Genomic DNA, 25,259 nt, shown 5'->3' on the forward strand with positions numbered 1-25,259 from the left:
GTCCGGTGCTTCTCGTCTCGGGGGCGGCTCGTACGCGTCAGGCTGCTAGTCCCATTCGAGGGCGCCCTTGCGCCACTCGTAGACGAAGCCGACGGTGAGCACGCCGAGGAAGAGCATCATCGACCAGAAGCCGAACCAGCCGAGGTCCCCGAACGTGATCGCCCACGGGAACAGGAAGGCCACTTCGAGGTCGAAGATGATGAACAGGATGGCGACGAGATAGAAGCGCACGTCGAACTTCATGCGCGCGTCGTCGAAGGCGTTGAACCCGCACTCGTAGGCCGAGAGCTTCTCCGGGTCCGGGCTGTTATAGGCCACCAGGAAGGGGGCCACGAGGAGCGCCGCGGCGATGAAGAGGGAGACGCCGATGAAGATCACCAGCGGCAGGTAATCCGACAGGAGGCCGTTCATCGAGCATCCTCAAGGGTTGGCGCGAGGCCTTGGGTGAGCGCGAGCCTTGGCGCGTGCCCGTGGCGCGGGCCGCCGGGGCCGTTCTCGGAACGGTTCCAAAGCCCGGAAGGTGCGCGAGGCTTAAACGAGCGGGTATTGCGAAACAAGGGGCGTTCGCACCGCACAAACCGCGAACGTCTGCACGCAAGATAGGGGCTCGTGCCCCCGGCACAACGCCTGGAAGAACCAGGCAGGCGGGGAGTATCGTCGCAGGTCCCTCCCCTTCCGGGATGTTTTCGGGGGTCCGGGCTGATTCCGCGTTGCGGCGGAGCGTGTCAGCCGTCTGACAGGATCAGCGCCCAGAACCGCTTGTAGCGGCTGCCGGGCGCGTCCACCCGGGCGACGCCGACGCGCTTGACCTGCGGCATCAGCATGTTGCGGTTGTGCTCGGGCGAGACCTGCCAGCGCTTCAGCACGTCGTCGAAGGTGGTCGAGCCGGCGCTCAGGTTCTCGGCGGCGTAGCGGCCGCCGAAGCCCGCGCGCTTGAGGCGCGCGTCGAAGGTGCCGCCGACCTCGTGCGAGAGCTGCCCGGCCCGGGCATTGGCCTCGGCCTGGTAGGAGGCGGCGCGGATCAGCGAGGAATCGATCACCACCGGGCCGAGCCCGTGGCTCGCCCGGTAGCGCGAGATCGCCGCCGCCGCCGCGGCCTCGTCGAGGATCACCGGCGTGGTCGGCAGATCGGGCGCGGGGAGGATCGCCGAGCCGCTGCAGCCGGCGAGCGCCAGCGCCCCGCCGGCGAGGGCGCCGGCGAGGACGGTTCGCAGGACCCCGCGCCGCGGGATCTCCGCCATGCGGGAGGCGGGAACCGTCGAACGGAGCGGATGCGACATCGTCTTTCAAAGCCCTGGGCACGCGGCGCGGCGCGCAAGGGCGCCACCTGTCGGGCGATTGTGAGATTTTCGGGGCAGCGCACCGGGTTTCAGGCGGCCCGCAGGGTGGCGAGGAAGCGGTTCACCTCGGCGCCGATGCTGGCCGATTGCCGTGCGACCGTGTCGGCGGCGGCGAGCACCTGCCGGGCGGCCGCGCCGGTGGCCTCGGCGTCGAGGGCCAGCCCCTCGACCGACCCGCTCACCAGGGCGGTGCCGGAGGCGGCCTGCGCGACGCCCGACACGATCGCCTGCGTGGCGCCGATCTGCGCCTCGACGGCGGTGGCGACCCGGGCCGAGACGCCGCTGATGGCCCGCGCCTGCGCGGCGACCCCGCTCATCGCGCCCGCGGCCTGGCGGGTGGTGTCCTGGATCGCCGCGACCTGGGCGGCGATCTCCTGCGTCGCCCGGTCGGTCTGCGTGGCGAGCTGCTTGACCTCCGCGGCGACGACCGCGAAGCCGCGTCCCGCCTCCCCGGCCCGCGCCGCCTCGATCGTGGCGTTGAGCGCCAGCAGGTTCGTCTGCGAGGCGACGCCGGCGATCACCGAGACCACGTCGCCGATGCGGGCGGCGGCCTCGCTCAGGCTCTGCATGACGACGGCGGTGCGGTCGGTCCCGGTCACCGCGTCCTGGGCCATCGCGGCGGCCTCGCGCACATCGGCCCCGACCGTCGCGACGGAGCGGCCGAGCCCCTCGGCCGCCTCCGCGAGGCCCCCGGCCTCGCGGGACGCGGCCGCGGCCGAGCTGACCGCCGTGCCGGCCCGGCCGGCGGCCTCGGCGGCGGTGCCGGACATCGCCCTCGCCGTCGCGTCGAGGTCCCGGGCGGCGGCATCGACCTGCGCCAGGACCTCCGCCACCTTGCTCTCGAAGGTCCGCACCTCCTGGTTGACTTGGGCCGCGCGGCGGGCCTGCGCCTCGCTGGCCTCGCGCTCGGCCGCCAGCCTCTCGCGCTCCATGAGCACGACCCGGAAGCCGTCGATCGCACGGGCGATTCCTCCGATCTCGTCGCGCCGCCCGGTGCCCGGCACCGCGAGGTCGTAGCGGCCTTGCGCGAGCGCCGCAGTCGCCCCGGTCAGGCCTTCGAGCCCGCCGACGATGGAGCGCCACCCGAGCAGGCCGAACACGCCGACGCCAATGAGGGCCGCGCCCGCGATGGCGCATAGCCACAGGGCTTGCCGCCAGAACGACGCCTCGATGTCGTCGATGTAGACGCCGGTGAAGATCGAGACCTTCCAGGGCGCGAAACCCTGGATGTAGCTCAGCTTCGGTACGTGGGCGGTGCCGCCCGGGCGGGGGAAGACGTAGTGCAGGGTGCCGGGCGTGCCGGACCGGGCGATCTCGGTGATGGCCTTCACCAGGAGCATCCCGCTCGCGTCCTTCAGGCCGCTCATGTCCTTGCCGACCCAGTCGGGCTTGGGCGGGATCACCAGGGCGGTGCCGGAAAAGTCGTAGACCGCGACGTAGTTGTCGCCCTCGTAGCGCATGTCGTTGGCACGGGTGCGGAACGCCGCCAGGGCCGCCTCGCGGCTCATCGTGCCGGCCGCGACTTGCGCCTCGAGGCCGGCGGCGGCGGCGAGCGCCACGTCGGAGAGGGCGCGCATCTTAGCCACCCGCTCGGCGATCAGGCTGTCGTAGTTGGCCCGCAGGGCATAGGCCACCACGGCGCAGAAGCCGATCACCGCCGCCGCCATCATGACGGCGAACTTCCGGCTCACGCTCATGTTCGACCAAGACATCATCGATCCCCGCGTCAATCGCGTGACCATAGGGCAACGATGCTTGATGGTGCCTTAGCGTCAGGACCTTACGCCGACGCTTTTGCCTCTTGGATCGGAGAAGGCGGCGGTGAGTGGCGCGGGCGACGGGGCTCGAACCCGCGACCTCCGGCGTGACAGGCCGGCACTCTAACCAACTGAGCTACGCCCGCGCGGCGCGCTCGCATGAACCCTGCAGCTTCACGGCTGCCCTTCCTCCGAAGAGGGAGTGGCGCGGACGACGGGGCTCGAACCCGCGACCTCCGGCGTGACAGGCCGGCACTCTAACCGACTGAGCTACGTCCGCACAGGGCGCTATGCACTACAGAAACGCCTTTTCCGATGAAGGAAGTGGCGCGGACGACGGGGCTCGAACCCGCGACCTCCGGCGTGACAGGCCGGCACTCTAACCGACTGAGCTACGTCCGCCCGGCGTCTCGCAGTGCTGCGATGGCGGCGGTGTATGGGGAGGCCCCTACCCTGTCAAGCCGCCGGGTCAAGAAAGTCGGAAGGGGTCTGGCCGGGGCGGGAGGGCGGTCCGGCCGGCGGCCCGCCAAGTCCTGCTGCCGGGTCCTCCCGCCGGGCCTTCTGCGCGGCGTCTCGCGCCCGATGTCGCGCACACGAGTCTTGCACTCGCGGCCCCGGGCCCTTAACGATGCCGGCATCCGGGCGGTTAGCTCAGTCGGTAGAGCATCTCGTTTACACCGAGAGGGTCGGCGGTTCGAGCCCGTCACCGCCCACCATATTGATGACATTGGCATTTCGCCGATTTCCGCGACCGCCAGAGGCGCCGCGAAACCTGCTTCCCCGAGATGTCCGGCAGACATCGACGCTCGGGGCGCCGCTCGACAGCGGCTCGGCCGCCTCACCGGTCCGATCGGTTTCGCCCTGAGCGCGGATTTTGGCCTGCATTATTCCGTAATCCGGAATGATGAAGTGCAAACGGCGCGAATTCTCGGCGCCCCATGAATGGATCATCGTGGTCTCACGGATCGGGACGAACACCCCCCGCCGATCGGGAAGCACGGTCATGAAGCTCTACCATCACCCCCTGTCCGGCCATGCGCACCGGCCGCGCCTGTTCCTCTCGCTGCTGGGCGTGCCCCACGAGGCCGTCGAGGTCGACCTCAATGCGGGCGCGCACAAGGCGCCCGAGTTCCTCGCCCTGAACCCGTTCGGACAGGTGCCGGTGCTCGACGACGACGGCACGATCATCGCCGATTCGAACGCCATCCTGGTCTACGTCGCCAGGAAACTCGGACGGACCGACTGGCTGCCGGAGGATCCGCAGGGCGCGGCGGCGGTCCAGCGCTGGCTGTCGGTCGCGGCCGGCGAGCTGGCCTACGGCCCGGCCGCCGCGCGGCTCGTCACGGTGTTCGGCGCCTCCTTCAACCCCGAGGAGGTGATAGGCCGGGCGCACACGCTGCTGCGGCGCCTCGAGTCGCATCTCGCCGGCCGGGACTGGCTGGTGGGCGAGCGCCCGACCATCGCGGATGTCGCGCTCTACAGCTACCTGGCGCGCGCGCCCGAAGGCAATGTCGACCTGTCGGGCTACCCGCAGGTCGGCGCCTTCCTCCGCCGGATCGAGGACTTGCCGGGCTTCCTCCCTTTCGCCCAGACGCCGGCCGGCCTCACCGCCGCCTGACCGCGCCCGGGCGCGCCCTCCGGCGCGCCCGATACCCATCCGCAGGAGGAGAGCGCCATGAGTGATGGTCCGGCCCTACCGGGGCTGCCGATGTCGCAAGCCTCGCCTTGGCATCCGGGCGAGCGGGCGATCCAGGAGCGGGTCGGCGTCGCCGCCCGCATGGAGGAGGTCGGCCGACGCGTGGTGCGGGAGGTCATGCCCGAGCAGCACCGCGCCTTCTTCGCCCAGCTCCCCTTCGTCGTGGCCGGCAGCGTCGACGGCGGGGGCGACGCCTGGGCGACGCTCCTCGCAGGCCTGCCGGGCTTCATCGCCTCGCCCTCGCCGACGAGCCTCACCCTCGCGGCGCGGCCCGATCCCGCCGATCCGACGAGCGCGGGCCTGCGCGACGGCGAGGCTGTCGGGCTGCTCGGCATCGAGCTGCATACCCGGCGCCGCAACCGCGCCAACGGCCTCGTCGTGGGCTCGGACAGTGCCGGCCTGCGCATCGCGGTCTATCAGAGCTTCGGCAATTGCCCGCAATACATCCAGCTGCGCGACGCCACCTACACCCGCGACCCGCGCACGCCCGCCGCGGGCGAGGTCGAGGAGAGCGACAGGCTCGACGCGGCGGCCCGCGCGATGGTGGAGGCCGCCGATACCTTCTTCGTCGCCTCCTACGCCGAGTTCGACGAGAACGGTCAGGTTCGTCGTCAGGTCGATGTCTCGCATCGCGGCGGCAAGGCCGGGTTCGTCCGGATCGCCGCCGATGGAACGCTGACGATCCCCGACTTCGCCGGCAATCTCTTCTTCGCGACGCTCGGCAACATCCTGCTGAACGGCAAAGCCGGCCTGGTCTTCGCCGATTTCGCGACCGGCGACCTGCTGCAGATGACCGGCGACGCCGAGGTCGTCCTGTCCTCGCCGGAGATCGCCGCCTTCCAGGGCGCCGAGCGGCTGTGGACGTTCAGGCCGCGCCGGGTCGTGCTGCGGCGGGGCGCGCTGCCCCTGCGCTGGAGCTTCCGGGCGGAGGGCTGGTCGCCCCATTCCCTGATGACCGGCGACTGGCGCGAGGCCGCCGACCGGCTCCGCGCCGCCGACCTCGCGACGCGGTGGCGCCCGTTCACGGTCACGAAGATCGTCGACGAGAGCCGCGCGATCCGCTCCTTCCACCTCCTGCCGGCGGACGGAGCCGGGCTCGTCCCGCACCGGGCCGGGCAGCACGTGGCCGTTCGCCTGACGCTCCCCGGCGCGGACAAGCCCGTCATCCGCACCTACACCCTGTCGGTCGCGCCCTCGGACGCGATCTACCGGATCAGCGTCAAGCGCGACGGCGCGGTGTCAGGCCACCTGCACGACCACCTGCGGGTCGGCGACACGATCGAGGTACGGGCGCCGGAAGGCGGCTTCACCATCGACGCGCAGGCGACGCGCCCGGCGGTGCTGCTCGCCGGCGGCATCGGCATCACGCCGCTCCTCGCGATGCTGCGCCACCTCGTCTACGAGGGCCTGCGCACGAGGGGCGTCCGGCCCATCACCCTGATCCAGGCCGCCCGCACCCGGGACGACCGTCCCTTCGGGCAGGAGCTGGATGCTCTCGCCGCCGCGGCGGGTGGCGCGGTCCGGATCGTGCGGGTCCTGAGCGAGCCGGGGGACGCGGTGGCGGGAGTCGACTACGACGTCGCGGGCCGGATCGATATGGCGCTTCTCTCCCGGATCCTGCCCTTCGGCGATGACGACTTCTATCTCTGCGGGCCGTCCGCCTTCACCCAGGCGCTCTATGACGGCCTGCGCGGCCTGACCGTCGCCGACGACCGCATCCACGCCGAGGCGTTCGGGCCCTCGTCGCTGGTGAGGAGCGTCCCGGCCGGTACCGTGGCGCCGGAGCGGCCGCCCGCCTCCGCCGAGCCGGTCGCGGTCGCCTTCCTGGCCTCGTCCAAGGAAGCGCGCTGGACGCCGGAATCCGGCACGCTCCTGGACCTCGCCGAGTCCCGCGGCCTCAACCCGGATTACAGCTGCCGGGCCGGCACCTGCGGGACCTGCCGGACCAAGCTCCTCGCCGGTGCGGTCGCCTACCGGGGCGAGCCCACCGCCCCCGTCGCGGCCGACGAGGTCCTGATCTGCTGCGCGGTTCCCGCCGCGGGAAGCGGGCCCGTCCAGCTGGCGCTGTAGAGACGTGCCCTTGGGACCTCATCCCGCTCCCGAACGCGAAAAGCCCCGCCCGGAGCGATCCGGGCGGGGCGCGTCACGTCCTGAGACCGTGTGCAGCCTCGACCTTACTCGGCCGCGACCTTGTGGGCCTGCGAGCCGTCCGTGTAGGTCTCGGGCTTCAGGCGCTGGCCCGGGGCGGCGCGGCCCGGCAGCGGCGGCAGGGCCTTGGCCTTCTCGAGGTCGATGCCGGCGCCCTCGGCGACGCGGCGGCCGTATTCCTCGTCGGCGTGCCAGAAGTGCCAGACCATCCGGAGCTGGATCGCCTCGGGGCACTCCTTCATGTCGGCCACGAGGTTGGCGATCAGGTCCTCACGCTCCCACGCCTCGAACGAGCGGTAGCGCTCGCCGGCCTGGGCGTAATCGTCCTCGGTGCGGCTGGTCTGGTACCGGCCGAGCTTGCCCTCGACCGGCTGGTGGTACTCCTTCGCGGGCTTGGGCGCCTCGCGCAGGCCTTGGGCCAAGGTGCTCGGCTCGTAGTTGATGTGCTTGTTCTCGCCGACGCCGTCGACGTAGAACGTCATCTGGCCGTCGCGCTGGTTGGTGTGGGCCTTCACGCCCGGAGCCGGCGCGTTGATCGGCAGCTGCAGGTAGTTCGGGCCGACGCGGTAGCGCTGGGTGTCCGAGTAGGACAGGGTGCGCCCCTGGAGCATCTTGTCGTCCGAGAAGTCGATCCCGTCGACCAGCACGCCGGTGCCGAAGGCCGATTGCTCGACATCGGCGAAGAAGTTGTCCGGCACCCGGTCGAGCACCATGCGGCCGCACTTCAGGAGCGGGAACTGGTCCTCGGGCCAGCGCTTGGTGTCGTCGAGCGGATCGAACGACAGGTGGTCGTTCGGGCCGTCCGGCATGATCTGCACCGCGAACTCCCATTCGGGGAAGTTGCCGGCCGCGATGTTGTCGTACAGGTCCTTGGTCGCGTGGCCGACATCCTTGCCCTGGATCTCCGCCGCCTGGGCCGAGGTCAGGTTGCGGACGCCCTGTTTCGGGATCCAGTGGAACTTGCAGAGATGCGCCACGCCCTGGTCGTTGACCAGCTTGTAGGTGTTGACGCCCGAGCCTTCCATCTCACGATAATTGGCCGGGATGCCCCACGGCGACTTCAGCCAGGTCACCATGTGGATCGACTCGGGGTGCGCCGCCACGAAGTCGAAGAAGCGCCAGGCCTCCTGGCGGTTGGTCACCGGGTCCGGCTTGAAGGCGTGGATCATGTCCGGGAACTTGATGGCGTCCCGGATGAAGAAGATCTTCAGGTTGTTGCCGACGAGGTCCCAGTTGCCGTCGACGGTCTTGAACTTCACCGCGAAGCCGCGTGGGTCGCGGGCGGTCTCCGGGCTCTCCTTGGCGCCGGCCACGGTCGAGAACCGCACGAACATCGGCGTCTTCACGCCGGTCTCGGTGAGGACGCGGGCGCGGGTATACGTGGAGGCCGGCTCGTCGCCGATCTTGCCGTAGGCCTCGAAATAGCCGTGGGCGCCGGCGCCGCGGGCATGCACCACGCGCTCGGGGATCCGCTCACGGTCGAAATGGGTGATCTTCTCGATGAACTGGTAGTTCTCGAGGGTCGCCGGGCCACGCTCGCCGACCGTGCGCAGGCTCTGATTGTCGCGGACCGGATGGCCCTGGCGGGTCGTCAGGATCGGGCGTTGGTCGCTCATGGAATCTCCTCTGGCGTGCAGGCGAAGGGTGCCGGAACCGGGACCCCGCGCGAGGAACCGCTCACATGGGGTGTCGGCTGGCCGCCCAACACCCTGGAACTGCTCTCGCTCCAACCTATGACCCCCGCGTGACCCGAAAACAAATGCATCGTTGCGAAGTTTCTGATAGGCACAGCCTATGAACGTATCCGGCCTGTCCCTGCGGGATCTCGAATACGTCGTGGCGGTCGCGGAAGAGGGCCATTTCGGCCGTGCCGCCGAGCGCTGCGCCGTGAGCCAGCCGACCTTGAGCGTGCAGGTGCGCAAGCTGGAGGAGGCGTTAGACCTTGCCCTCTTCGAGAGGTCGAACCGCCGGGTGCTGATGACCCCGAGCGGGCAGGCGGTGGTGCGCCAGGCCCGCGCGGTGCTGGCGGAGGCGCGGGCGCTGCTGCTGCTCGCCCGCGAGGGGGCCGGGAGCGGCCTGCGGGGCCGCCTCGTCCTGGCGGCGATCCAGACGCTGGGGCCCTACCTGTTTCCCCAGGTGCTGCGCGGCCTGCGCCAGGCCTTCCCGCACCTCGCCTTGAGCTTGAGCGAGGGACGCACGGCGGAGATCCTCGACGCCTTGCGCGAGGGCCGGGCCGATGCGGCCCTGATCTCCCTCCCGATCCCCGAGGCGGGGCTGACGGTCGCCCCCCTCTTCGACGAGCCGTTCCTGCTCGCCTGCCCGGCCGAGCACGCCTTCGCGGGCGGAAAGCCGCCGCTCCCCGGCGACCTCGCCGGCCCGGACCTGCTGCTCCTGGACGAGGGCAATTGCCTGCGCGACCAGGCGGTGGCGGCCTGCGGCGCCGGGCCGGCGAGCGGGCGCCACGCCACCAGCCTCGAGACCCTGCGCTCGATGGTGGCGGCGGGGGCCGGCTACACCCTGCTGCCGGCGCTCGCCGCCCCGCCCGGGCCCGACCCGACCGGGCTCACGATCTGCCGCCGCTTCGGGCCGGACGGCCCGCGCCGCACCATCGCGCTCGCCTGGCGTGCCAGCGACCCGCGGGCCGAGGGCTTGGCCGAACTCGCCGGATTCTTCCGTCAGCATGCGCCGCACGCAACGCTGCCCCTCGGGCATCCGGCCGAGCCCGGCTCCGGTCGCCACGCTGGCACGATTCCCGTATAGCGTCACGGCCGACGCTCCATTCTTCCCTGGACCCTGTTCTTTCCCCGACCATGGACGCCATGCACCCCGCCTCGACGGATTGCCGTCGCTCGCTTCCCCGCGCGGCGGCCCTGTGGGCGGGCCTCGTCCTAGCCTCGGCCGCCCTCGCGGGCCTCTTCCATCTCGCCGGCTTCCCGGCCGCCCTGCTCCTCGGCCCGATGCTCGCAGCCATCGTGTTCGGGGTCCGCGGCGCGCCGATCCGGGTACCGCGGCTCGGCTTCCAGGGCGCGCAGGCGCTGATCGGCTGTCTCGTCGCCCACGCGGTCAACGCCTCGATCGCCGCGACGCTGATGCAGGACGGGCTGCTGATCCTGGCCGTCGTCGGCGTCACGGTGGTGGCCGCCGCGATCACCGGCTGGGTGCTGACCCGCATCCGCCTGCTCCCCGGCACCACCGCGGCCTGGGGCTCGTCGCCGGGCGGCGCCTCCGCCATGGTGGCGATGGCGGAAGATTTCGGCGCCGATCCGCGCCTCGTCGCCTTCATGCAGTACGTCCGGGTCGCCTGCGTGGCGCTGACCGCCTCGTTGGTCGCGCGCTTCCTCGCCGGGGGCGCCGCCGCCGCGCCCGGCGCCGACATGGATCCGGCGCCGCTCGCGGTCCTCGGCACGCTGGCGGTGGCGGGCATCGGCGCCTGGCTGGGCCTACGCCTGCGCATTCCGGCGGGCGCCCTGATCGGCCCGCTCGCCATCGGGGCGACGCTGCACGCCACCGGGCTCGCCGGCATGGCCCTGCCCTCCTGGCTGCTGGCGCTCGCCTATGCGGGCATCGGCTGGACGGTGGGCCTGCGATTCACCCCCGCCACCGTGCGGGCGACGCTGTTCGCCCTGCCGGGCGTGCTGGTGGCGACCTTCGGGCTGATCGGCCTGTGCGGGTTCTGGGCCTGGGGCCTGACCTTCCTTCTGCCGATCGATCTCCTCACCGCCTTCCTGGCGACGAGCCCGGGCGGGCTCGATTCGGTGGCGATCATCGCGGTCGGCACCCATTCGGACGTGTCCTTCGTCCTCGCCGTTCAGACCCTGCGGCTCCTCGTGGTGATCATCACCGGCCCGCTGGTGGCGAAGTGGATCTCTCGCAGCGCCGGCGAGGCGCGCTGAGGCTAAACCGCACCAGTCAAGCTCGCATCCCGCAGCGAAACCCGTTATTTCGGCGCTTCCGGCGAGGCGCCCCTCGCCCTCGAATCATGAACGAAGCCGTGCACGACTACATCAAGAAGATCCTCGGCGCCCGCGTCTACGACGTCGCCATCGAGAGCCCCCTCGACCCGATGCCGCGCCTGTCGCAGCGCCTCGGCGCCACGGTGCTGCTCAAGCGCGAGGACCTGCAGCCGGTCTTCTCGTTCAAGCTGCGCGGCGCCTACAACAAGATGGCCGGCTTGGCCGCGGACGCGCTCGCCCGCGGTGTGATCTGCGCCTCGGCCGGCAACCACGCCCAGGGCGTGGCGCTCGCGGCCAAGCGCCTCGGCGTCACCGCGGTGATCGTGATGCCGCGTACCACCCCGGCGATCAAGGTCGAGGGCGTGAAGTCCCGCGGCGGTCAGGTCGTGCTGCACGGCGACGCCTTCGACGAGGCCTATGCCCATGCCAAGATCCTGGAGGCCGAGCAGGGCCTGACCTTCATCCATCCCTACGACGATCCGGACGTGATCGCCGGCCAGGGCACGATCGGCCTCGAGATCCTGCGCCAGCACGGCGACCCGATCGAGGCGGTGTTCGTGCCGGTCGGCGGCGGCGGCCTCGCGGCGGGCGTGGCCACCTTCATCAAGTTCATGCGCCCCGAGACCAAGGTGATCGGCGTCGAGCCGGCGGATGCCGCCAGCATGAAGGCGGCGATCGAGGCGGACGAGCGGGTGGTGCTCGACACGGTCGGCCTCTTCGCCGACGGCGTCGCGGTGCGCCAGGCCGGGGCCGAGACCTTCCGGCTCTGCCGCCAGCATCTCGACGAGGTCATCACGGTCGATACCGACGCGATCTGCGCCGCGGTCAAGGACGTGTTCGACGACACCCGCGCGATGTCCGAGCCCTCGGGCGCCCTCGCGCTCGCCGGCCTCAAGGAATACGCCGCGCGGGGCAGCGTCGCCGGATCGGGCGCGCTGGTGGCGATCAACAGCGGCGCCAACCTCAACTTCGACCGCCTGCGCCACATCGCCGAGCGGGCCGAGATCGGCGAGCGCCGCGAGGCTCTGTTCGCCGTCACCATCCCGGAGCGGGCCGGCAGCTACCGCGCCTTCATCCGGGCGCTCGGGCGGCGCGCCATCACCGAGTTCAACTACCGCTACGCGCCGGGCGCCGAGGCGCATATCTTCGTCGGCGTGCAGCTCGCCGGCGGCCGGCCGGAGAAGGAGGCCCTGATCGCGGAGCTGCGCGGCCTCGGCTATCCGCTCGTCGACCTCACCGACAACGAGATGGCGAAGCTCCATGTCCGCTACATGGTCGGCGGCCGGGTGCCAGGCCTGTCCGACGAGCGGCTCCTGCGTTTCGAGTTCCCGGAGCGCCCCGGCGCGCTGCTGAAGTTCCTCGACAGCCTCGGCGTCGCCTGGAACATCTCGCTGTTCCACTACCGCAACCACGGCGCCGATCACGGCCGCGTGCTCGCCGGGATCCAGGTGCCGGAGGCCGAGCGCGACCGCTTCGCCGCGGCGCTCGCCGAGCTCGGCTACGAGCACCACGACGAGACCGACAACGCCGCCTACCGGCTGTTCCTCGACGGCCAGCCCCGCGAGGTGCCGATGAATGTGGCGCCGGCGGCGTGAGGTCCTGCTCGATTTGGCTGGCCGACTTCCAACCCTCCTCGTCATCCCGGGTCCTCGCCTTTCGGCGAGCCCCAGGATGACCCGGTGAGTCGTCCGGCCGCGAAAGCGCGTCCGGTGACGAAACGGAGACCGTTTCGTCATGAAAAAAGCGTCGAGATCCGCGATGGGAATCGATGCCCGGCCGTGATGCGGCCGGCCGCCGTCCGAATGCCTTGACGCCGCCCCGCCACAGGTTCACCTCTCGCGCCCGATGCCTCCGCTCCTCGCCCTGCCCTTCCCCGCCATCGACCCCGTCGCGGTCGCGATCGGGCCGTTGCAGATCAAGTGGTACGCCCTCGCCTACATCGTGGGCCTCGTGGGCGGCTGGTTCTACGCCAAGCGCCTGGTCTCGTCCCCCTCGCTCTGGGGCGCGGTGCGCCGGCCCACCCCCCTCGACATCGACGACCTGATCGTCTGGGTCGCGCTCGGCGTCGTGCTCGGCGGGCGCATCGGCTACGTGCTGTTCTACAACCTGGCCGCCTACCTGTCGCACCCGGCCGAGATCCTGGCGATCTGGCGCGGTGGCATGTCGTTCCATGGCGGCTTCCTCGGCGCGGTGCTGGCCCTGGTCCTGTTCGCCCGCCGCCGCGGCCTCAACGCCTACGCGATGCTCGACCTCGCCGCCGTGGTGGTGCCGATCGGGCTGTTCTTCGGCCGCATCGCCAATTTCGTGAACGGCGAGCTGTGGGGCCGGCCGGCGCCGGATTTTCCTTACGCCATCGTCTTCCCGAATGGCGGGCCGCTGCCGCGCCATCCGAGCCAGCTCTACGAGGCCGTCGCCGAGGGTCTGGTGCTGTTCGTCCTGATGGCGCTCGCGGTCCGGCGCGTCGGCTTCCGCCGCCCCGGCCTCCTCGGCGGCCTGTTCGTCGTCGGCTACGCCATCGCCCGCACCACCTGCGAGTTCTTCCGCGAGCCCGACCCGCAGCTCGGCTTCCTGTTCGGCACCCATGTCGGGGCGCTCGGCGGCGGCATCACCATGGGGATGCTGCTCTGCGTGCCGATGCTGCTGATCGGCGCAGTGTTCATCCTGCGGGCCTGGCGCGGCGACACCCGGCCGCGGGCCCGGCTCGAAGCGGAGGCGGGGCCCGAGGCCGAGTCGCCGGAAGTGAAGTCCGCGTGAGCGATACGCCGCTCCTCGGCGAGCTGCGCCGCCTGATCGCCGTCGAGGGGCCGATCACCATCGAGCGCTACATGGCGCTCTGCCTCGGCCACCCGGTCCACGGCTATTACCGCACCCGCGATCCGCTGGGCGCGGCCGGCGACTTCACCACGGCGCCGGAGATCAGCCAGATCTTCGGCGAGTTGCTGGGCCTGTGGACGGCGGAGGTCTGGTACGGTCTCGGGCGCCCGGCTCCCTTCCGCCTGGTCGAGCTCGGCCCCGGCCGCGGTACGCTGATGGCGGACGCGCTGCGGGCGCTGCGCGCTGCGGCGCCTGACTGCTTGGCTGCCGCCGACCTCCACCTCGTCGAGACCAGCCCCACCTTGCGGGCCGCGCAGGAGCGGGCGCTCGCGAACGCCGCCCCGACCTGGCACGACGCGATCGACACCCTACCGGGCGGCCCGGCGATCCTCATCGCCAACGAGTTCTTCGACGCCCTGCCGGTGCGCCAGTACCAGCGCACGGAGCGCGGCTGGTGCGAGCGCCGAGTGGGCCTGAACGGCGACGCCCTCGCCTTCGGATTGAGCCCCGATCCGACGCCGGAGATCACCGCGCCAGAGATCGCCCCGCACGCCGCGCCGGGCGCGATCCTGACCCTGCCGGCCGTCGCCCTCGACCTCATCCGCCAGATCGCCGGCCGCCTCGCCCGCGAGGGCGGCGCGCTCGCGGCCATCGATTACGGCGACCTCTATGGCGGCACCGCCGACACGCTCCAGGCGGTGGCGCGCCACCGCTTCGCCGATCCGCTCGCGGCCCCGGGCGAGACCGACCTGACCGCGCAGGTGGATTTTGCGGCGCTCGCCCGCGCCGCCGCGGGGGAAGGCGCCGTGGTGCACGGCCCGGTGACGCAGGCCGATTTCCTCCTCGCGCTCGGCCTCGCCCAGCGGGCCGAGCGCCTCGCCGCCCGGGCGAACCCGGTCCAGGCCGCCGCCGTCAAGGCCGGGGCCGACCGCCTGATCGACCGCACCCCCCGCGACATGGGCCACCTGTTCAAGGTCATGGGCCTCGCGGGCCCGGGCCAGCCGGGCCTGCCGGGATTTTAGTGCACCTCACGAAACTCCCGTTGCGCCGACGCGGCCACGATGAGCGATGTCGTCGACCGGGAGTTTCGTGAGGGACACCGAGCTTCCCGCTTTCGACACGATTTTCCGGCGATCCTGCGGGACGCCTTGCCGCCAGGACGATCCCGCGATGTTCATCGAAGCGCCCGAGCTCAGCTCCCATTCCGAGATCCGCCATGCCTTCTTCACCCGGAAGGGCGGCGTGTCGGAAGGGCTCTACGCCTCCCTCAATGGCGGCCTCGGCTCCGGCGACGACCCTGCCCGGGTGCGGGAGAACCGCCGCCGCATGACGGCGCAGCTCGCGTTGCCGCCGGAGAACCTGGTGAGCCTCTACCAGATTCATTCGGCGGAAGCCCTGGTGGTCGAGGCGCCCTTCGCCGAGCGCCCCCGCGCCGACGCGATGGCGACCCGGGTGCCGGGTCTGGCGCTCGGCATCCTCACCGCCGATTGCGGACCGATCCTGTTCGCCGACCCGGTCAACCGCGTCGTGGGCGCCGCCCATGCCGGCTGGAAGGGCGCGCTCACCGGCGTGATCGAGGCGACGCTCTCCGCCATGGAGGGCCTGGGCGCCGAGCGCACCGGCATCGTGGCGGTGCTCGGGCCGACGATCGGGCCTCAGGCCTACGAGGTCGGCCCGGAATTCCGTGAGCGCTTCGAGGCGGCGGATCCGGAGAATACCCGCTACTTCGCAGCCAGCCCGGAGCGCGAGTCCCACAGCCTGTTCGACCTGCCGGCCTACATCGTCGCCCGCCTCGGGCGGGCGGGAATCGGCGAGGTGGCGAATTTAGGCCTGTGCACCTACGCCGATCCGGACCGATTCTTCAGCTATCGCCGCACCACCCACCGGAGCGAGGCCGATTACGGCCGGCTCGTCTCGGCCATCGCGGTGACCCCGTGAGGAGGGCCGCGCAGGGGCGGCTCAGGGGCTCGATTCGCACCTCGTAGGGCGCCGTTCGGCTTTCTTTAGGATTGATCCGGCAAGCGTAGCAAAAAAATGTGTGCGCCGGTGAACCTTGGCCATTGGTGCGCGTTGAGGGGGTAAGGAGCCAAGGGAATGCTCGCGATGAACAGCCGTTAAGGCCGCGGTGAAACTCACCAGCGTTGTCGCGAGGACACAGCTTTCCCGGAGCTACCGGGGTATGTCGGGGACACTGCTTCGGTTGACCGCCGACCCGCAAACGGGCGCCGTCGCCGCGGCATAGTAGGAAGGACCAGTTCCATGAAGTCGCTTCTCAAGAGCGCTACCGCCCTCGCTGGCATCGTCGTCGCCGGTTCGGCTCTCGCTGCCGACCTGCCGCGTCGCGTTGCTCCGCCGCCGGTCTTCACGCCGGTTCCGGTTTTCACCTGGACGGGCTTCTACGCCGGTTTCAACGCTGGCTACGGCTTCAACACCGCTGACACCCGCGCCCCGACCGTCGTCGGCGTGCCGGCCGGCACCACCCTCGGCAACACCGTGTTCGTGACCGCCGCCGGCGTGCCCACGAACGGCGTGCTCGCCTTCGACAACCGCAACAGCAACGACGGCTTCGTCGGCGGTGGCCAGATCGGCTACAACTACCAGTTCACCCCGGGCTCGGGCGTGGTCGTCGGCATCGAGGCCGACGCCCAGTACGTCGACTTCGGCCGCAGCCGCAACCGCTACGCCTTCGCCACCGCTCCGGGCGGCGGCATCGTGCCCGGCACCCTGGTGTTCAACCCGAACGGCATCTCGGGCCTGGACTTCTTCGGCACCGTGCGCGGCCGTCTCGGCTACGCCTGGGACCGCACCCTCGTCTACGCCACCGGCGGCTTCGCCTACGGCTCGGGCGGCGGTCGCGACTTCGGCCTGCCGAACAGCTCCTCCGACAACTTCCAGACCGGCTGGGTCGTCGGCGGCGGCGTCGAGTACGCTCTGCCCACCGACTCGTTCCTGAACTTCTTCCGTTCGTCGGCCGTGACCCTGAAGGTCGAAGGCCTGTACGTGAACCTGGATCAGGGCAACCGCAACAACGGCGTGTTCGCGCAGACCACCAACGGCACCCAGTACTCGGTGTTCTCGCCGGGCGTGGTGTCGGTCGGCCCGGCCAACCTGTACCGTCGCGAGACCGAGTTCGCGGTCGTCCGCGCCGGCCTGAACTACAAGTTCAACGGCTTCTAGTCGTCTCACTCCGTCACTCGGACGGAGCGGAGCCCGGCCTCACGGCCGGGCTCTTTTTTTGCGAATCGATCATGCGCCCGTCGGCACCTTCACGCTGAACTTCACCTCGCGCAGGGCGAAGTTCGAGTGGATCTGCTGCACCGCCGGGCAGGAGAACACCGCCTCCTGCAGGAAGCGCTCGTAGTGCTGGGCATCCCGCACCACGACCCGCAGCAGGTAATCGGCCTGTCCGGTCGTCGAGAAGCATTCCAGCACCTCGTCCCGGCGCCCGATGACGCGCTCGAAGTCCGCCACGCCTTCCCGGTCGTGCTTGGCCAGGGTCACGTGGGCGAAGACGCATTGGCCGTGGCCGAGCGCCGCCGCATCGACCAGCGCGACGTAGCCGCGGATGATGCCCCGCTCCTCCAGCGCCTTCAGCCGTCGCCAGGTCGGCGAGGTCGACAGCCCGATCCGCTGCGCGAGGTCCTGCACCGAGAGCCGGGCATCGTCCTGCAGCGCGTCCAGGATCGCCCGCTCGAAGCGGTCCGGCGCGTCTCCCCGTTCAGGCATGGGCATGTCTCGTTTTGGCGTTTTCGGCATCAATCATACCTCCATGGCCCCTGTGGCGGAAGTGAAAGAGGCAGGTTTTGCTCCAGGGCCCGGCATAGCCTGACGGCGAGGAGACCCCGCCGATGCCCGAGCTCGACCGCGCCTATCGCCTCGACGACCGTTTCGACCGCTCGGCCGGGCGGGCCTACATGACCGGCACGCAGGCCCTGGTGCGCCTCCTCCTGTCGCAAGCCGCGATCGACCGCCGCGACGGGCTCAAGACCGCCGGCCTCGTCTCCGGCTATCGCGGCTCGCCGCTCGGCGCCGTCGACCAGGAATTGTGGCGGGCGAAAGATCGCCTCGCGCAGGCCGGCATCCGCTTCCAGCCCGGCATCAACGAGGATCTGGCGGCGGCAGCGCTCCTCGGCAGCCAGCGGGTCGCCCTCGATCCGGCCGCCACCGTCGAAGGGGTGTTCGGCCTCTGGTACGGCAAGGGCCCGGGGGTCGACCGCTCCGGCGACGCCCTCAAGCACGGCAACGCCTATGGCAGCAGCCCGAAGGGCGGCGTGCTGGTCGTCGCCGGCGACGACCACGGCTGCGTCTCCTCCTCGATGTCGCACCAGAGCGACCTCGCGCTCGCGGCCTGGCACATGCCGGTGATCCACCCGGGCAGCCTCGCCGAGTACGAGGCCTACGGCCTGTGGGGCTTCGCCGCCTCGCGCTTCTCCGGCGCCTGGGTCGGCTTCAAGGCGATCTCCGAGGTGGTGGAGGGCGCCGCCTCGGTCGGGCTGTCCCCGCTGCCGTCCTTCGCGACCCCCGATTTCACCCCGCCGCCGGGCGGCCTGCACATCCGCTGGCCCGATCTGCCGAGCCTCGCCATCGAGGCGCGCGCGCTGCAAAAGCTCGAGGCGATCCGTGCCTTTGCCCGGGCCAACCCCCTCGACCGGCTGGTGGTGGCGCCGGAGCGCCCCCGCCTCCTCGTCGTCACGGTCGGCAAGGCGCATGGCGACGCGATGGAAGCGTTCCGGCTCCTCGGCCACGACCCGGACTCGCTGCGCGCGGCCGGTGTCGCGGTGCTGAAGGTCGGCCTCGTCCATCCCCTCGACGTCGCCGGACTCTCAGGCGCAGCGGCGGGCGTCGAGACCGTGCTGGTGATCGAGGAGAAGGCGCCGCTCGTCGAGCGCCAGCTGCGCGACGGCCTCTACGATCTGCCGAGCGAGCACCGCCCGCGGATCCTCGGCAAGCGCGATGCGGCCGGCAAACCCCTGGTGTCCGAGGTCGAGGAGCTGCGCCCCTCGCGCCTCGCCGGGATCCTGGCCGAGGCCCTGCGCCCTCTCGGCCTCGCCGTCGCGACGCCGGAGATCCCGTCCATCGCCGCAGCCTCCGGGCCGCTTCCGGTGCGGACGCCGTATTTCTGCTCCGGCTGCCCGCACAACACCTCGACCCGGGTGCCGGAGGGCTCGCAGGGCCGGGCCGGCATCGGCTGCCACTTCATGGCGAACTGGATGGAGCGCGACACCACCGGCATCGTGCCGATGGGGGCCGAGGGGGTCGACTGGACCGGCCAGGCGCCCTTCACCCGCCAGGCCCACGTCTTCCAGAATCTCGGCGACGGGACCTACTTCCATTCCGGCCACGCGGCGATCCGGCAGGCGGTCGCGAGCGGGGCCAACATCACCTACAAGATCCTCTACAACGACGCGGTGGCGATGACCGGCGGCCAGCCGGTCGACGGCGTGCTCACCGTGCCGCAGATCACCCGCCTGGTCTCGGCCGAGGGCGCGCGCCGGGTCGTCGTGGTGTCGGACGATCCCACCCGGGTGGCGAGGAGCGCCGCCCGCGATCCCCTCGGCCCCGGCGTCACCCTGCATCACCGCGACGACCTCGACGCCGTGCAGCGGGAATTGCGCGAGACGAAGGGCGTCACCGTGCTGGTCTACGACCAGACCTGCGCCACCGAGGCGCGCCGGCGGCGCAAGCGCGGCACGAGCCCGCAACCGGCGCGACGCGCGGTCATCAATCCCCTCGTCTGCGAGGGCTGCGGCGACTGCCAGCAGAAATCGAACTGCCTCTCGGTCGTACCGGTCGAGACCGAGTTCGGCCGGAAGCGCGCCATCGACCAGACCGGCTGCAACAGCGACCTCTCCTGCCTCAAGGGCTTCTGCCCGTCCTTCGTGACGCTCGAGGGCGCGACGCCCCGGCGCCGGCCCGGCGTCGCGGTCGCGCCGGAGACCGTCGCTTCCCGCGCCGCCGCGCTCCCGGAGCCCGACACGGCCCTCGGCGCGGCGCCTTATGAGATCCTGGTCGCCGGCGTCGGCGGCACCGGCGTGGTGACGGTGGGCGCCCTCATCACCATGGCGGCCCATCTCGAAGGGCGCGGCGCCAGCGTGCTCGACTTCATGGGCTTCGCCCAGAAGGGCGGGCAGGTGCTCTCCTTCGTGCGGCTGGCCGACGATCCGGGCGCGCTCCATCAGGTGCGGATCGACCGCGGCCGGGCCGACGCGGTCCTGGCCTGCGACCTCGTGGTGGCGGCGAGCTCCGATGCGGCGTCGGTGATCGATCCCGCCCGCACCCGGATCATCGCCAACACCCACGAGATCCCGACCGGCGCCTCCTTACGCGACCCGAAGGCCCGCATCGACACGCGGATGCTCGAGAACCTGCTCGCCCGCCGGGTCCGGGCCGGGGCGCTGCGCAGCCTCGACGCGCAGGCGATGGCCGCGCGGCTGACCGGCGACGCGCAAGCCGCCAACGTGCTGCTCTTAGGCTTCGCCTGGCAATGCGGGCTGGTCCCGGTCTCCCGCGACGCCCTCGACCAGGCGGTGGCGCTGAACGGCGTCGCGGTGGCGGGCAACCGTCTGGCGCTGGCCTGGGGCCGGCTGCTCGCCGCCGATCCGGCCTTCGTCGAGGCTCATCTCGCCCCGGAACCCGCGCCCGCGCAGGACCTGGATGCGCTGGTGGCGCGCCGGGCCGAGTACCTCACCGCCTACCAGGACGGGCTTTACGCCGCGCGCTACCGCGACCGGGTCGCAAGGGTGCGGGCACGGGGCGGCGACGTGCTGGCGGAGGCGGTCGCCCGCTCGCTGTTCACGCTGATGGCGATCAAGGACGAGTACGAGGTGGCCCGCCTCCAGTCCGATCCGGCCTTCCTGGCCCGCCTCGCCGAGGAGTTCGAGGGCAAAGGACCGGGGGCCAAGGTGCGGCCGACCTTCCATCTCGCGCCCCCGATCCTCGCCCGGACGCCGCCCGGCGAGTCTGAGCCGCGCAAGATCGCCTTCGGTCCGTGGCTGCTGCCGGTCTTGCGCGGGCTCGCGTCCCTCAAAGGTTTGCGCGGCCGGCGCCTCGACCCCCTGTGGCTGATCGCCGAGCGGCGGGAGGAACGGGCGGTGCTGGCGGAGTACGAGGCGCAGATCGACGCCGCCCTCGCCCTCGTCGGCCGGGCCGATCCGGCGGCGCTCCGCGACCTCCTCGCCGCGCCCCAGGAGATCCGCGGCTTCGGCCCGGTGAAGGCGCGGGCGATCGCCGCCTGGCGCGCGCGCAGCGACGCGCTGCTGGCGGCGGCCCGCGCCGGGAACGATTCCGGGGCGCCGCTGTCGCGGGCCGGATAGTTCGCGGCCTGCGTCGGCGGACCGGATTGCGGCGGGGCGGGGCCTCGCGTAGGCGAAGTCTCACGCTTCGTCACCGTTTCAGGTTGCCCCATCATGCGCCGCCGCACCCGCTCCTTCGTCGGGGCGATCGTGATGATCGCCTTCGTACTGATCTACGCGCCCGTCGCCATGGCGCTCGCCGACAGCCGCATCGCCCAGACGCCGCCGCTGGTGCAGTCGGTGCTCTACGCAATCCTCGGGATCGCCTGGATCTTCCCGCTGATGCCGCTGATCCGCTGGATGGAGCGGCCCGATCGCGACCCGGCCTGACGCCGGTCCGCTGACTGATCCGATGGACTGACTGGTGCACAGGCCGGGTTTTCGCCAAAAAGGGCTGCCAGACCCCGAGATCGCAGCCTTTCGGCCCGCGCTCTCCCGCTTCGGCATTCCCATCGACACCCGCAAGGCAGCCCCAGGCCCATGCGCCACGCGCTCGCGCTCTTTCTCCTCCTCGGTCCCCTCGCCGGTGCCGCCCTGGCGCAGGGCGCGCCCCGCTCCGTCGGCGATTGCGAGCGCATCAAGGGCGACCTCGCCTACAACCAGTGCCTGTCGCTGTTCGGGCCCGCCGCGAAGGGGGTCGCCGCCGCGGCCGCGGCGGTGTCCGCGGCGATCCCGCGCCTGCCCCTCCCTCCCGCCCTCGCCGAGGCGGTGGAGCCCGCCCCCCGCGGCCGCCGCGGCTGGACCCGGCGCCTGCGCGGCGGCCGCCAGAGCGCGAGCTTCGCGGTGATCAGCGGCGGTGAGAGCCGCCATTACCGGCGGCGGCGCCATCGCTGATCCTCACCCGACGTTGAGCCGCCGGCCCCGGTTCCAGGCCAGGAACGGCACGCCGGAGAGCAAGGCGCGCAGGGCCGCGTCGGTCTGGAAGCAGCCATTGACCGAGACCCGCGGCAGGGCGTGCAGGTGTGCGGCATGGCCCGCGAAGAGGTGGCCGGGCCGGGTCGTCACGGCGGTGCGGTAGCCGGCCTCGCGGGCGAGCGCGAATTCCCGCATTCCCGCCGATCCCGGATCGCCGACCGGATAGGACAGGTGCTCCGGCACCCGGCCGAGCAGCTCGCCGAGGCGCGCCTTCCCGTCCACGATCTCCCGGCGGACGGCGTCGTCGTCGTGCTTGGCGAGCATCGGGTGGGACAGGGTGTGGGCGGCGAGCGTCACCGCCTCGTCCCGGGCCAGCTCGCGCAGCTCGCCCGCCGACAGGCACAGCTCGCCGGCGATGCGACCCGCATCGATCCCCGCTTCCCCGCACAGGCGCAGGGTCGCGGCGCGCAAGATCTCCTCCGGCCCGGCCCGCAGGGCGCGGTAGGCCTCCGCGAAGGCGGCGGATTTCTGCGCGTCGTTGCCCGCCGGGAGATCGAGCCCGACCTCCGGCAGCCGCACACGGTCGAGGATCCGGATCGCCCGTTCCAGCTCGATCCACCACAGCCGGCCGGTCCCGGTGGCGTAGTCGTGGGTGACGTAGAGCGTCCAGGGCGCGCCGTGGCGGCGCAGGGTCGGGGCGGCGTGTTCCAGGTTGTCGCGATAGCCGTCGTCGAAGGTCAGCACCGCGAAGGGGTCCCCCGTCTCGGCCAGCCGGCGCGGCAGGTCGGACAGGGGGATGATCGCGAAGCCCCGCGCCCGCAGAGCCGTCAGCGTGCGGTCGAGGAAGGAAGGGGTGATCGCCAGCAGCCGGTTCGGCGCGAAGGCGCCCGGCGGCGCCTCGTCCGGCCGGACGTGGTGGAAGGTCAGGATCACGCCGCGGCCGCGGGCGGCGGGGGCGAGCCAGCGGTCGGCCCCCGTGGCCGCGATGGTGGCGAAGCCGGCATGGAACAGGCGGTGTCGGGCTTGCGCGGAGAGCATGAGCGCAGGATGGCGGCGATCGGCCAAAGCTTCGTTACGGCGTTTGCGGATTCTGCACGCTTCCCCGGTAGTCCTTCGTGGGACGGGTGAGGGGGAGCGATGGGCGGCACGATGCAACTCGCGGCGGAGGGCGTCGCCGTCGGTCCCGCCCCGGCCCTCGCCCTGGTGCCCGAGGTCTTTTCCGGCCTCGCGGCGGCGGAAGCGCCCTGGCGCGCCCTCGAGGCGGCGCCCGGCGTGGTGATGACGCCCTATCAGCGCTTCGACTGGGTGGCGGCCTGCGCCCGCACCCTGCCGGCGGGTGCTCGACCCTGCCCGGTGCTGCTGCGCGATGCCGCCGGGCGGCCCCTGGCGCTGCTCCCGCTCTTCGTGCACCGCGAGGCCCGCATCCGCGTCGCCCGGGTGATCGGCGGCCGGCACGCGAATTTCCACATGCCGCTCTTCGCCGGGCCGGAGGCGGCGGCCCTGCCGGCCGAGGCCTATGCCGGCGCCCTCCTGCAGGCCGGCGCCCGGGCCGGGATCGACGTGATCCACCTTCCGGACCAGCCCAGGCTGTGGAACGGCGTGCCGAACCCGCTGGCGCGGGGCTCCGCCTCGCCGAGCGACGCCTACGGGTTGGCGCTGGAGGCCGATCCCGAGGCCGTGCTGAAGCGGTGCTTGAGCGGCGATGCGCGGCGCAAGCTGCGCCAGAAGGAGAAGTGGCTGGTCGCGGCCCACGGTCCGGTGACGCACCGGGTCGCGGCGGACGACGCGGAGGGCGAGGCGATCCTGTCGGCCTATCTCGCCCAGAAGGCGGTGCGCTTCGCGACGAGCGGAATCCGCGATCCCTTCGCCGATCCGGCGGCGCGCGACTTCCTGAAAGCCGCGCATCGGACCGGTGCCCTGGAGCTGCACGCCCTGCGGACGGAGGGCGGGCGCATCCTCGCCACCTTCGTGGGCGCCGTCGACCCGGCGCGCTTCAGCGGCATGTTGACCTCGTTCGACCCTGACCCCTCGCTCGCCCGCTTCAGCCCCGGCGACCTGCTGCTCCAGGCCCTGATCCGCGACCAGGCGTCGCGCGGCCGCAAGGCCCTCGATCTCGGCGTCGGCGAGGCGCGCTACAAGGCGAGCGTCTGCGACGAGACGATTCACCTCGTCGATGCGGTGATCCCGGTGAGCCTGCGCGGCCGGGCCTATGCGGCCGCGGCCGCGGCCGGCGCGCGCCTCAAGCGGCGGATCAAGCGCGATCCGCGGCTCTGGGCGCTGGTCGGTCGGGTGCGCAGGGCGATGGCGCGGCCGGCCTGAGCTCAGGCGACCGGCCCCGACACCCCCGCCTGCGCGAAGGTCGCCATCTCGCGGTGGCAGGCCAAAGCCGCCTTGACGATCCCGAGCGCGAGCGCCGCGCCGCTGCCCTCGCCGAGGCGCAGGCCCAGGTCGAGGAGCGGACGAAGCCCCAAGCGCTCCAGCACCGCGGCGTGGTCGCCCTCGGCCGAGACGTGGCCGGCGAGGCAATGGTCGAGGGCGCGGGGATCGACGGCGTGGAGGAGCGCGGCGGCGGCGGTGGAGACGTAGCCGTCGATCACCACCGGCACCCGCTGCAGCCGCGCCGCCAGGATCGCGCCGGCCATGGCGGCGATCTCGCGGCCCCCTAAGCGTGCCATCACCGCGAGCGGATCCTCGAGATGGCCCTGGTGGCAGTTCAGCGCCGCCTCGACCGCCGCGACCTTGCGGGCAAAGCCCGCCTCGTCGACACCGGTGCCGCGGCCGACCCATCGGGCCGGCTCGCCGCCGTAGAGAGCGGCGTAGATCGCCGCCGCCACCGTGGTGTTGCCGATCCCCATCTCGCCGACGGCGAGCCCGTCGGTGCCCGCCGCCACCGCCTCCATGCCGAACGCCATGGTGGCGACGCAGGCCTTCTCGGTCATCGCCGGCCCGGTCGTGATGTCGCCGGTCGGCATGTCGATGGCGAGGTCGAACACCTTGAAGCCGAGGCCGTAGGCGGCGCAGATCTGGTTGATCGCCGCGCCCCCGGCGGCGAAGTTGTCGAGCATCTGGCGGTTGACCGCGGACGGATAGGCCGAGACTCCTTTCGCCGCGACGCCGTGGCTGCCCGCGAAGACGCAGACCAGCGGCCGGTCGAGGCTCGGCGGCGCCTTGCCCTGCCAGGCCGCCATCCAGGCGGCGAGGAATTCGAGCCGGCCGAGGCTGCCGGCCGGCTTGGTCAGGAGCGAGTCGCGGGCCGAGACCTCGGCGGCGGCGGCCTCGTCCGGCCCCGGCATGGTGGCGATCAGGCGGCGGATGTCGTCGAACGGGGCGGCGTCGGTCGGGGTGTCGGCCATGGGGATCGGTGTCCTGCGGGCGAGCCCCTCGCGGGGGTGAAACCCGGCTGC

Annotated in this window: 20 protein-coding genes and 4 tRNA genes; 14 read left to right on the plus strand and 10 right to left on the minus strand. The window is 72.0% G+C overall.

The genetic code is table 11. The features are described 5' to 3' along the window. Positions 1-45 precede the first annotated feature (45 nt). The 6 genes from DA075_RS08725 to DA075_RS08750 all read right to left on the minus strand — a co-directional run bounded on the left by DA075_RS08725 (position 46) and on the right by DA075_RS08750 (position 3,499). Entirely contained in the window at positions 46-411 is a 366-nt protein-coding gene (locus tag DA075_RS08725) for an NADH-quinone oxidoreductase subunit A (RefSeq protein ID WP_048453080.1), read from the minus strand. A 314-nt stretch (positions 412-725) separates the two neighbouring features. Next, entirely contained in the window at positions 726-1,241 is a 516-nt protein-coding gene (locus DA075_RS08730) for a CAP domain-containing protein (RefSeq protein ID WP_099956495.1), read from the minus strand. Between the two features lie 128 nt (positions 1,242-1,369). Further along, the gene (locus DA075_RS08735) at positions 1,370-3,031 is read right to left on the minus strand and encodes a methyl-accepting chemotaxis protein (RefSeq protein ID WP_244936542.1); all 1,662 of its coding nucleotides are present in this window, start codon (positions 3,029-3,031) and stop codon (positions 1,370-1,372) included. A 135-nt stretch (positions 3,032-3,166) separates the two neighbouring features. Beyond that, positions 3,167-3,243: transfer RNA gene (locus tag DA075_RS08740), tRNA-Asp, on the minus strand. 57 nt (positions 3,244-3,300) lie between these two features. Continuing rightward, a tRNA-Asp gene (locus DA075_RS08745) sits at positions 3,301-3,377 on the minus strand. Positions 3,378-3,422: 45 nt separating this feature from the next. After that, positions 3,423-3,499: transfer RNA gene (locus DA075_RS08750), tRNA-Asp, on the minus strand. 238 nt (positions 3,500-3,737) lie between these two features. Here DA075_RS08750 and DA075_RS08755 point away from each other — a divergent pair. From DA075_RS08755 to DA075_RS08765, 3 genes are all read left to right on the plus strand, one after another. Further along, positions 3,738-3,813 (plus strand) — tRNA-Val (locus DA075_RS08755). 287 nt (positions 3,814-4,100) lie between these two features. Further along, positions 4,101-4,715 (plus strand): glutathione S-transferase family protein, encoded by a 615-nt coding sequence (locus DA075_RS08760; RefSeq protein ID WP_099956497.1) that lies wholly within the window; start codon positions 4,101-4,103, stop codon positions 4,713-4,715. Positions 4,716-4,772: 57 nt separating this feature from the next. Next, complete coding sequence (locus DA075_RS08765; protein ID WP_244936543.1) at positions 4,773-6,863, plus strand: 2Fe-2S iron-sulfur cluster-binding protein; 2,091 nt, start codon at positions 4,773-4,775, stop codon at positions 6,861-6,863. A 104-nt stretch (positions 6,864-6,967) separates the two neighbouring features. On the opposite strand, the gene DA075_RS08770 is transcribed toward DA075_RS08765, so the two are convergent. Continuing rightward, entirely contained in the window at positions 6,968-8,557 is a 1,590-nt protein-coding gene (locus tag DA075_RS08770; protein ID WP_099952866.1) for a catalase, read from the minus strand. A gap of 178 nt (positions 8,558-8,735) precedes the next feature. Here DA075_RS08770 and DA075_RS08775 point away from each other — a divergent pair, with 178 nt between their 5' ends. The 7 genes from DA075_RS08775 (at position 8,736) to DA075_RS08805 (ending at position 16,885) form a co-directional block, all read left to right on the plus strand. Continuing rightward, on the plus strand, positions 8,736-9,701 hold the full coding sequence (locus DA075_RS08775) for a LysR substrate-binding domain-containing protein (protein ID WP_099952867.1): 966 nt from the start codon (positions 8,736-8,738) through the stop codon (positions 9,699-9,701). 59 nt (positions 9,702-9,760) lie between these two features. Further along, positions 9,761-10,834 carry an AbrB family transcriptional regulator gene (locus DA075_RS08780; protein WP_099956498.1) on the plus strand — a complete coding sequence of 358 codons (1,074 nt, stop codon included), beginning with the start codon at positions 9,761-9,763 and terminating at the stop codon, positions 10,832-10,834. A 98-nt stretch (positions 10,835-10,932) separates the two neighbouring features. Further along, on the plus strand, positions 10,933-12,489 hold the full coding sequence (ilvA, locus tag DA075_RS08785; RefSeq protein ID WP_099956499.1) for a threonine ammonia-lyase, biosynthetic: 1,557 nt from the start codon (positions 10,933-10,935) through the stop codon (positions 12,487-12,489). A 250-nt stretch (positions 12,490-12,739) separates the two neighbouring features. Then, entirely contained in the window at positions 12,740-13,648 is a 909-nt protein-coding gene (lgt, locus tag DA075_RS08790; protein ID WP_099952868.1) for a prolipoprotein diacylglyceryl transferase, read from the plus strand. Then, positions 13,645-14,730, plus strand: coding sequence for a class I SAM-dependent methyltransferase (locus tag DA075_RS08795; protein ID WP_099952869.1), 1,086 nt, complete (start codon positions 13,645-13,647; stop codon positions 14,728-14,730). The genes lgt and DA075_RS08795 overlap by 4 nt, the downstream gene beginning before the upstream one ends. A gap of 148 nt (positions 14,731-14,878) precedes the next feature. Further along, on the plus strand, positions 14,879-15,646 hold the full coding sequence (pgeF, locus tag DA075_RS08800) for a peptidoglycan editing factor PgeF (protein ID WP_099952870.1): 768 nt from the start codon (positions 14,879-14,881) through the stop codon (positions 15,644-15,646). 321 nt (positions 15,647-15,967) lie between these two features. Next, the gene (locus DA075_RS08805) at positions 15,968-16,885 is read left to right on the plus strand and encodes an outer membrane protein (RefSeq protein WP_099952871.1); all 918 of its coding nucleotides are present in this window, start codon (positions 15,968-15,970) and stop codon (positions 16,883-16,885) included. Between the two features lie 69 nt (positions 16,886-16,954). Here DA075_RS08805 and DA075_RS08810 read toward each other — a convergent pair whose 3' ends face one another. Beyond that, on the minus strand, positions 16,955-17,434 hold the full coding sequence (locus DA075_RS08810) for an Lrp/AsnC family transcriptional regulator (protein ID WP_099952872.1): 480 nt from the start codon (positions 17,432-17,434) through the stop codon (positions 16,955-16,957). Positions 17,435-17,556: 122 nt separating this feature from the next. Here DA075_RS08810 and DA075_RS08815 point away from each other — a divergent pair, with 122 nt between their 5' ends. The 3 genes from DA075_RS08815 (at position 17,557) to DA075_RS08825 (ending at position 21,834) form a co-directional block, all read left to right on the plus strand. Beyond that, positions 17,557-21,021 (plus strand): indolepyruvate ferredoxin oxidoreductase family protein, encoded by a 3,465-nt coding sequence (locus DA075_RS08815; RefSeq protein WP_099952873.1) that lies wholly within the window; start codon positions 17,557-17,559, stop codon positions 21,019-21,021. 93 nt (positions 21,022-21,114) lie between these two features. After that, positions 21,115-21,330, plus strand: coding sequence for a DUF2842 domain-containing protein (locus DA075_RS08820; protein ID WP_099952874.1), 216 nt, complete (start codon positions 21,115-21,117; stop codon positions 21,328-21,330). Positions 21,331-21,480: 150 nt separating this feature from the next. Then, a complete protein-coding gene (locus DA075_RS08825; protein ID WP_099952875.1) occupies positions 21,481-21,834 on the plus strand; it encodes a hypothetical protein in 354 nt (117 codons plus the stop codon). Between the two features lie 3 nt (positions 21,835-21,837). Here the strand turns inward: DA075_RS08825 and DA075_RS08830 are convergent, their stop codons facing one another. Continuing rightward, positions 21,838-22,893, minus strand: a complete 1,056-nt coding sequence (locus tag DA075_RS08830; RefSeq protein ID WP_099952876.1) for a polysaccharide deacetylase family protein — start codon at positions 22,891-22,893, stop codon at positions 21,838-21,840. A 99-nt stretch (positions 22,894-22,992) separates the two neighbouring features. Here DA075_RS08830 and DA075_RS08835 point away from each other — a divergent pair, with 99 nt between their 5' ends. Then, positions 22,993-24,174: a GNAT family N-acetyltransferase gene (locus tag DA075_RS08835; protein ID WP_244936544.1), complete on the plus strand. Its 1,182-nt coding sequence runs from the start codon at positions 22,993-22,995 to the stop codon at positions 24,172-24,174. 2 nt (positions 24,175-24,176) lie between these two features. Here the strand turns inward: DA075_RS08835 and cobT are convergent, their stop codons facing one another. Continuing rightward, positions 24,177-25,208 (minus strand): nicotinate-nucleotide--dimethylbenzimidazole phosphoribosyltransferase, encoded by a 1,032-nt coding sequence (gene cobT / locus DA075_RS08840; protein WP_099952877.1) that lies wholly within the window; start codon positions 25,206-25,208, stop codon positions 24,177-24,179. Positions 25,209-25,259 lie beyond the last annotated feature (51 nt).

Source organism: Methylobacterium currus, from assembly GCF_003058325.1.
GTDB lineage: Bacteria > Pseudomonadota > Alphaproteobacteria > Rhizobiales > Beijerinckiaceae > Methylobacterium > Methylobacterium currus.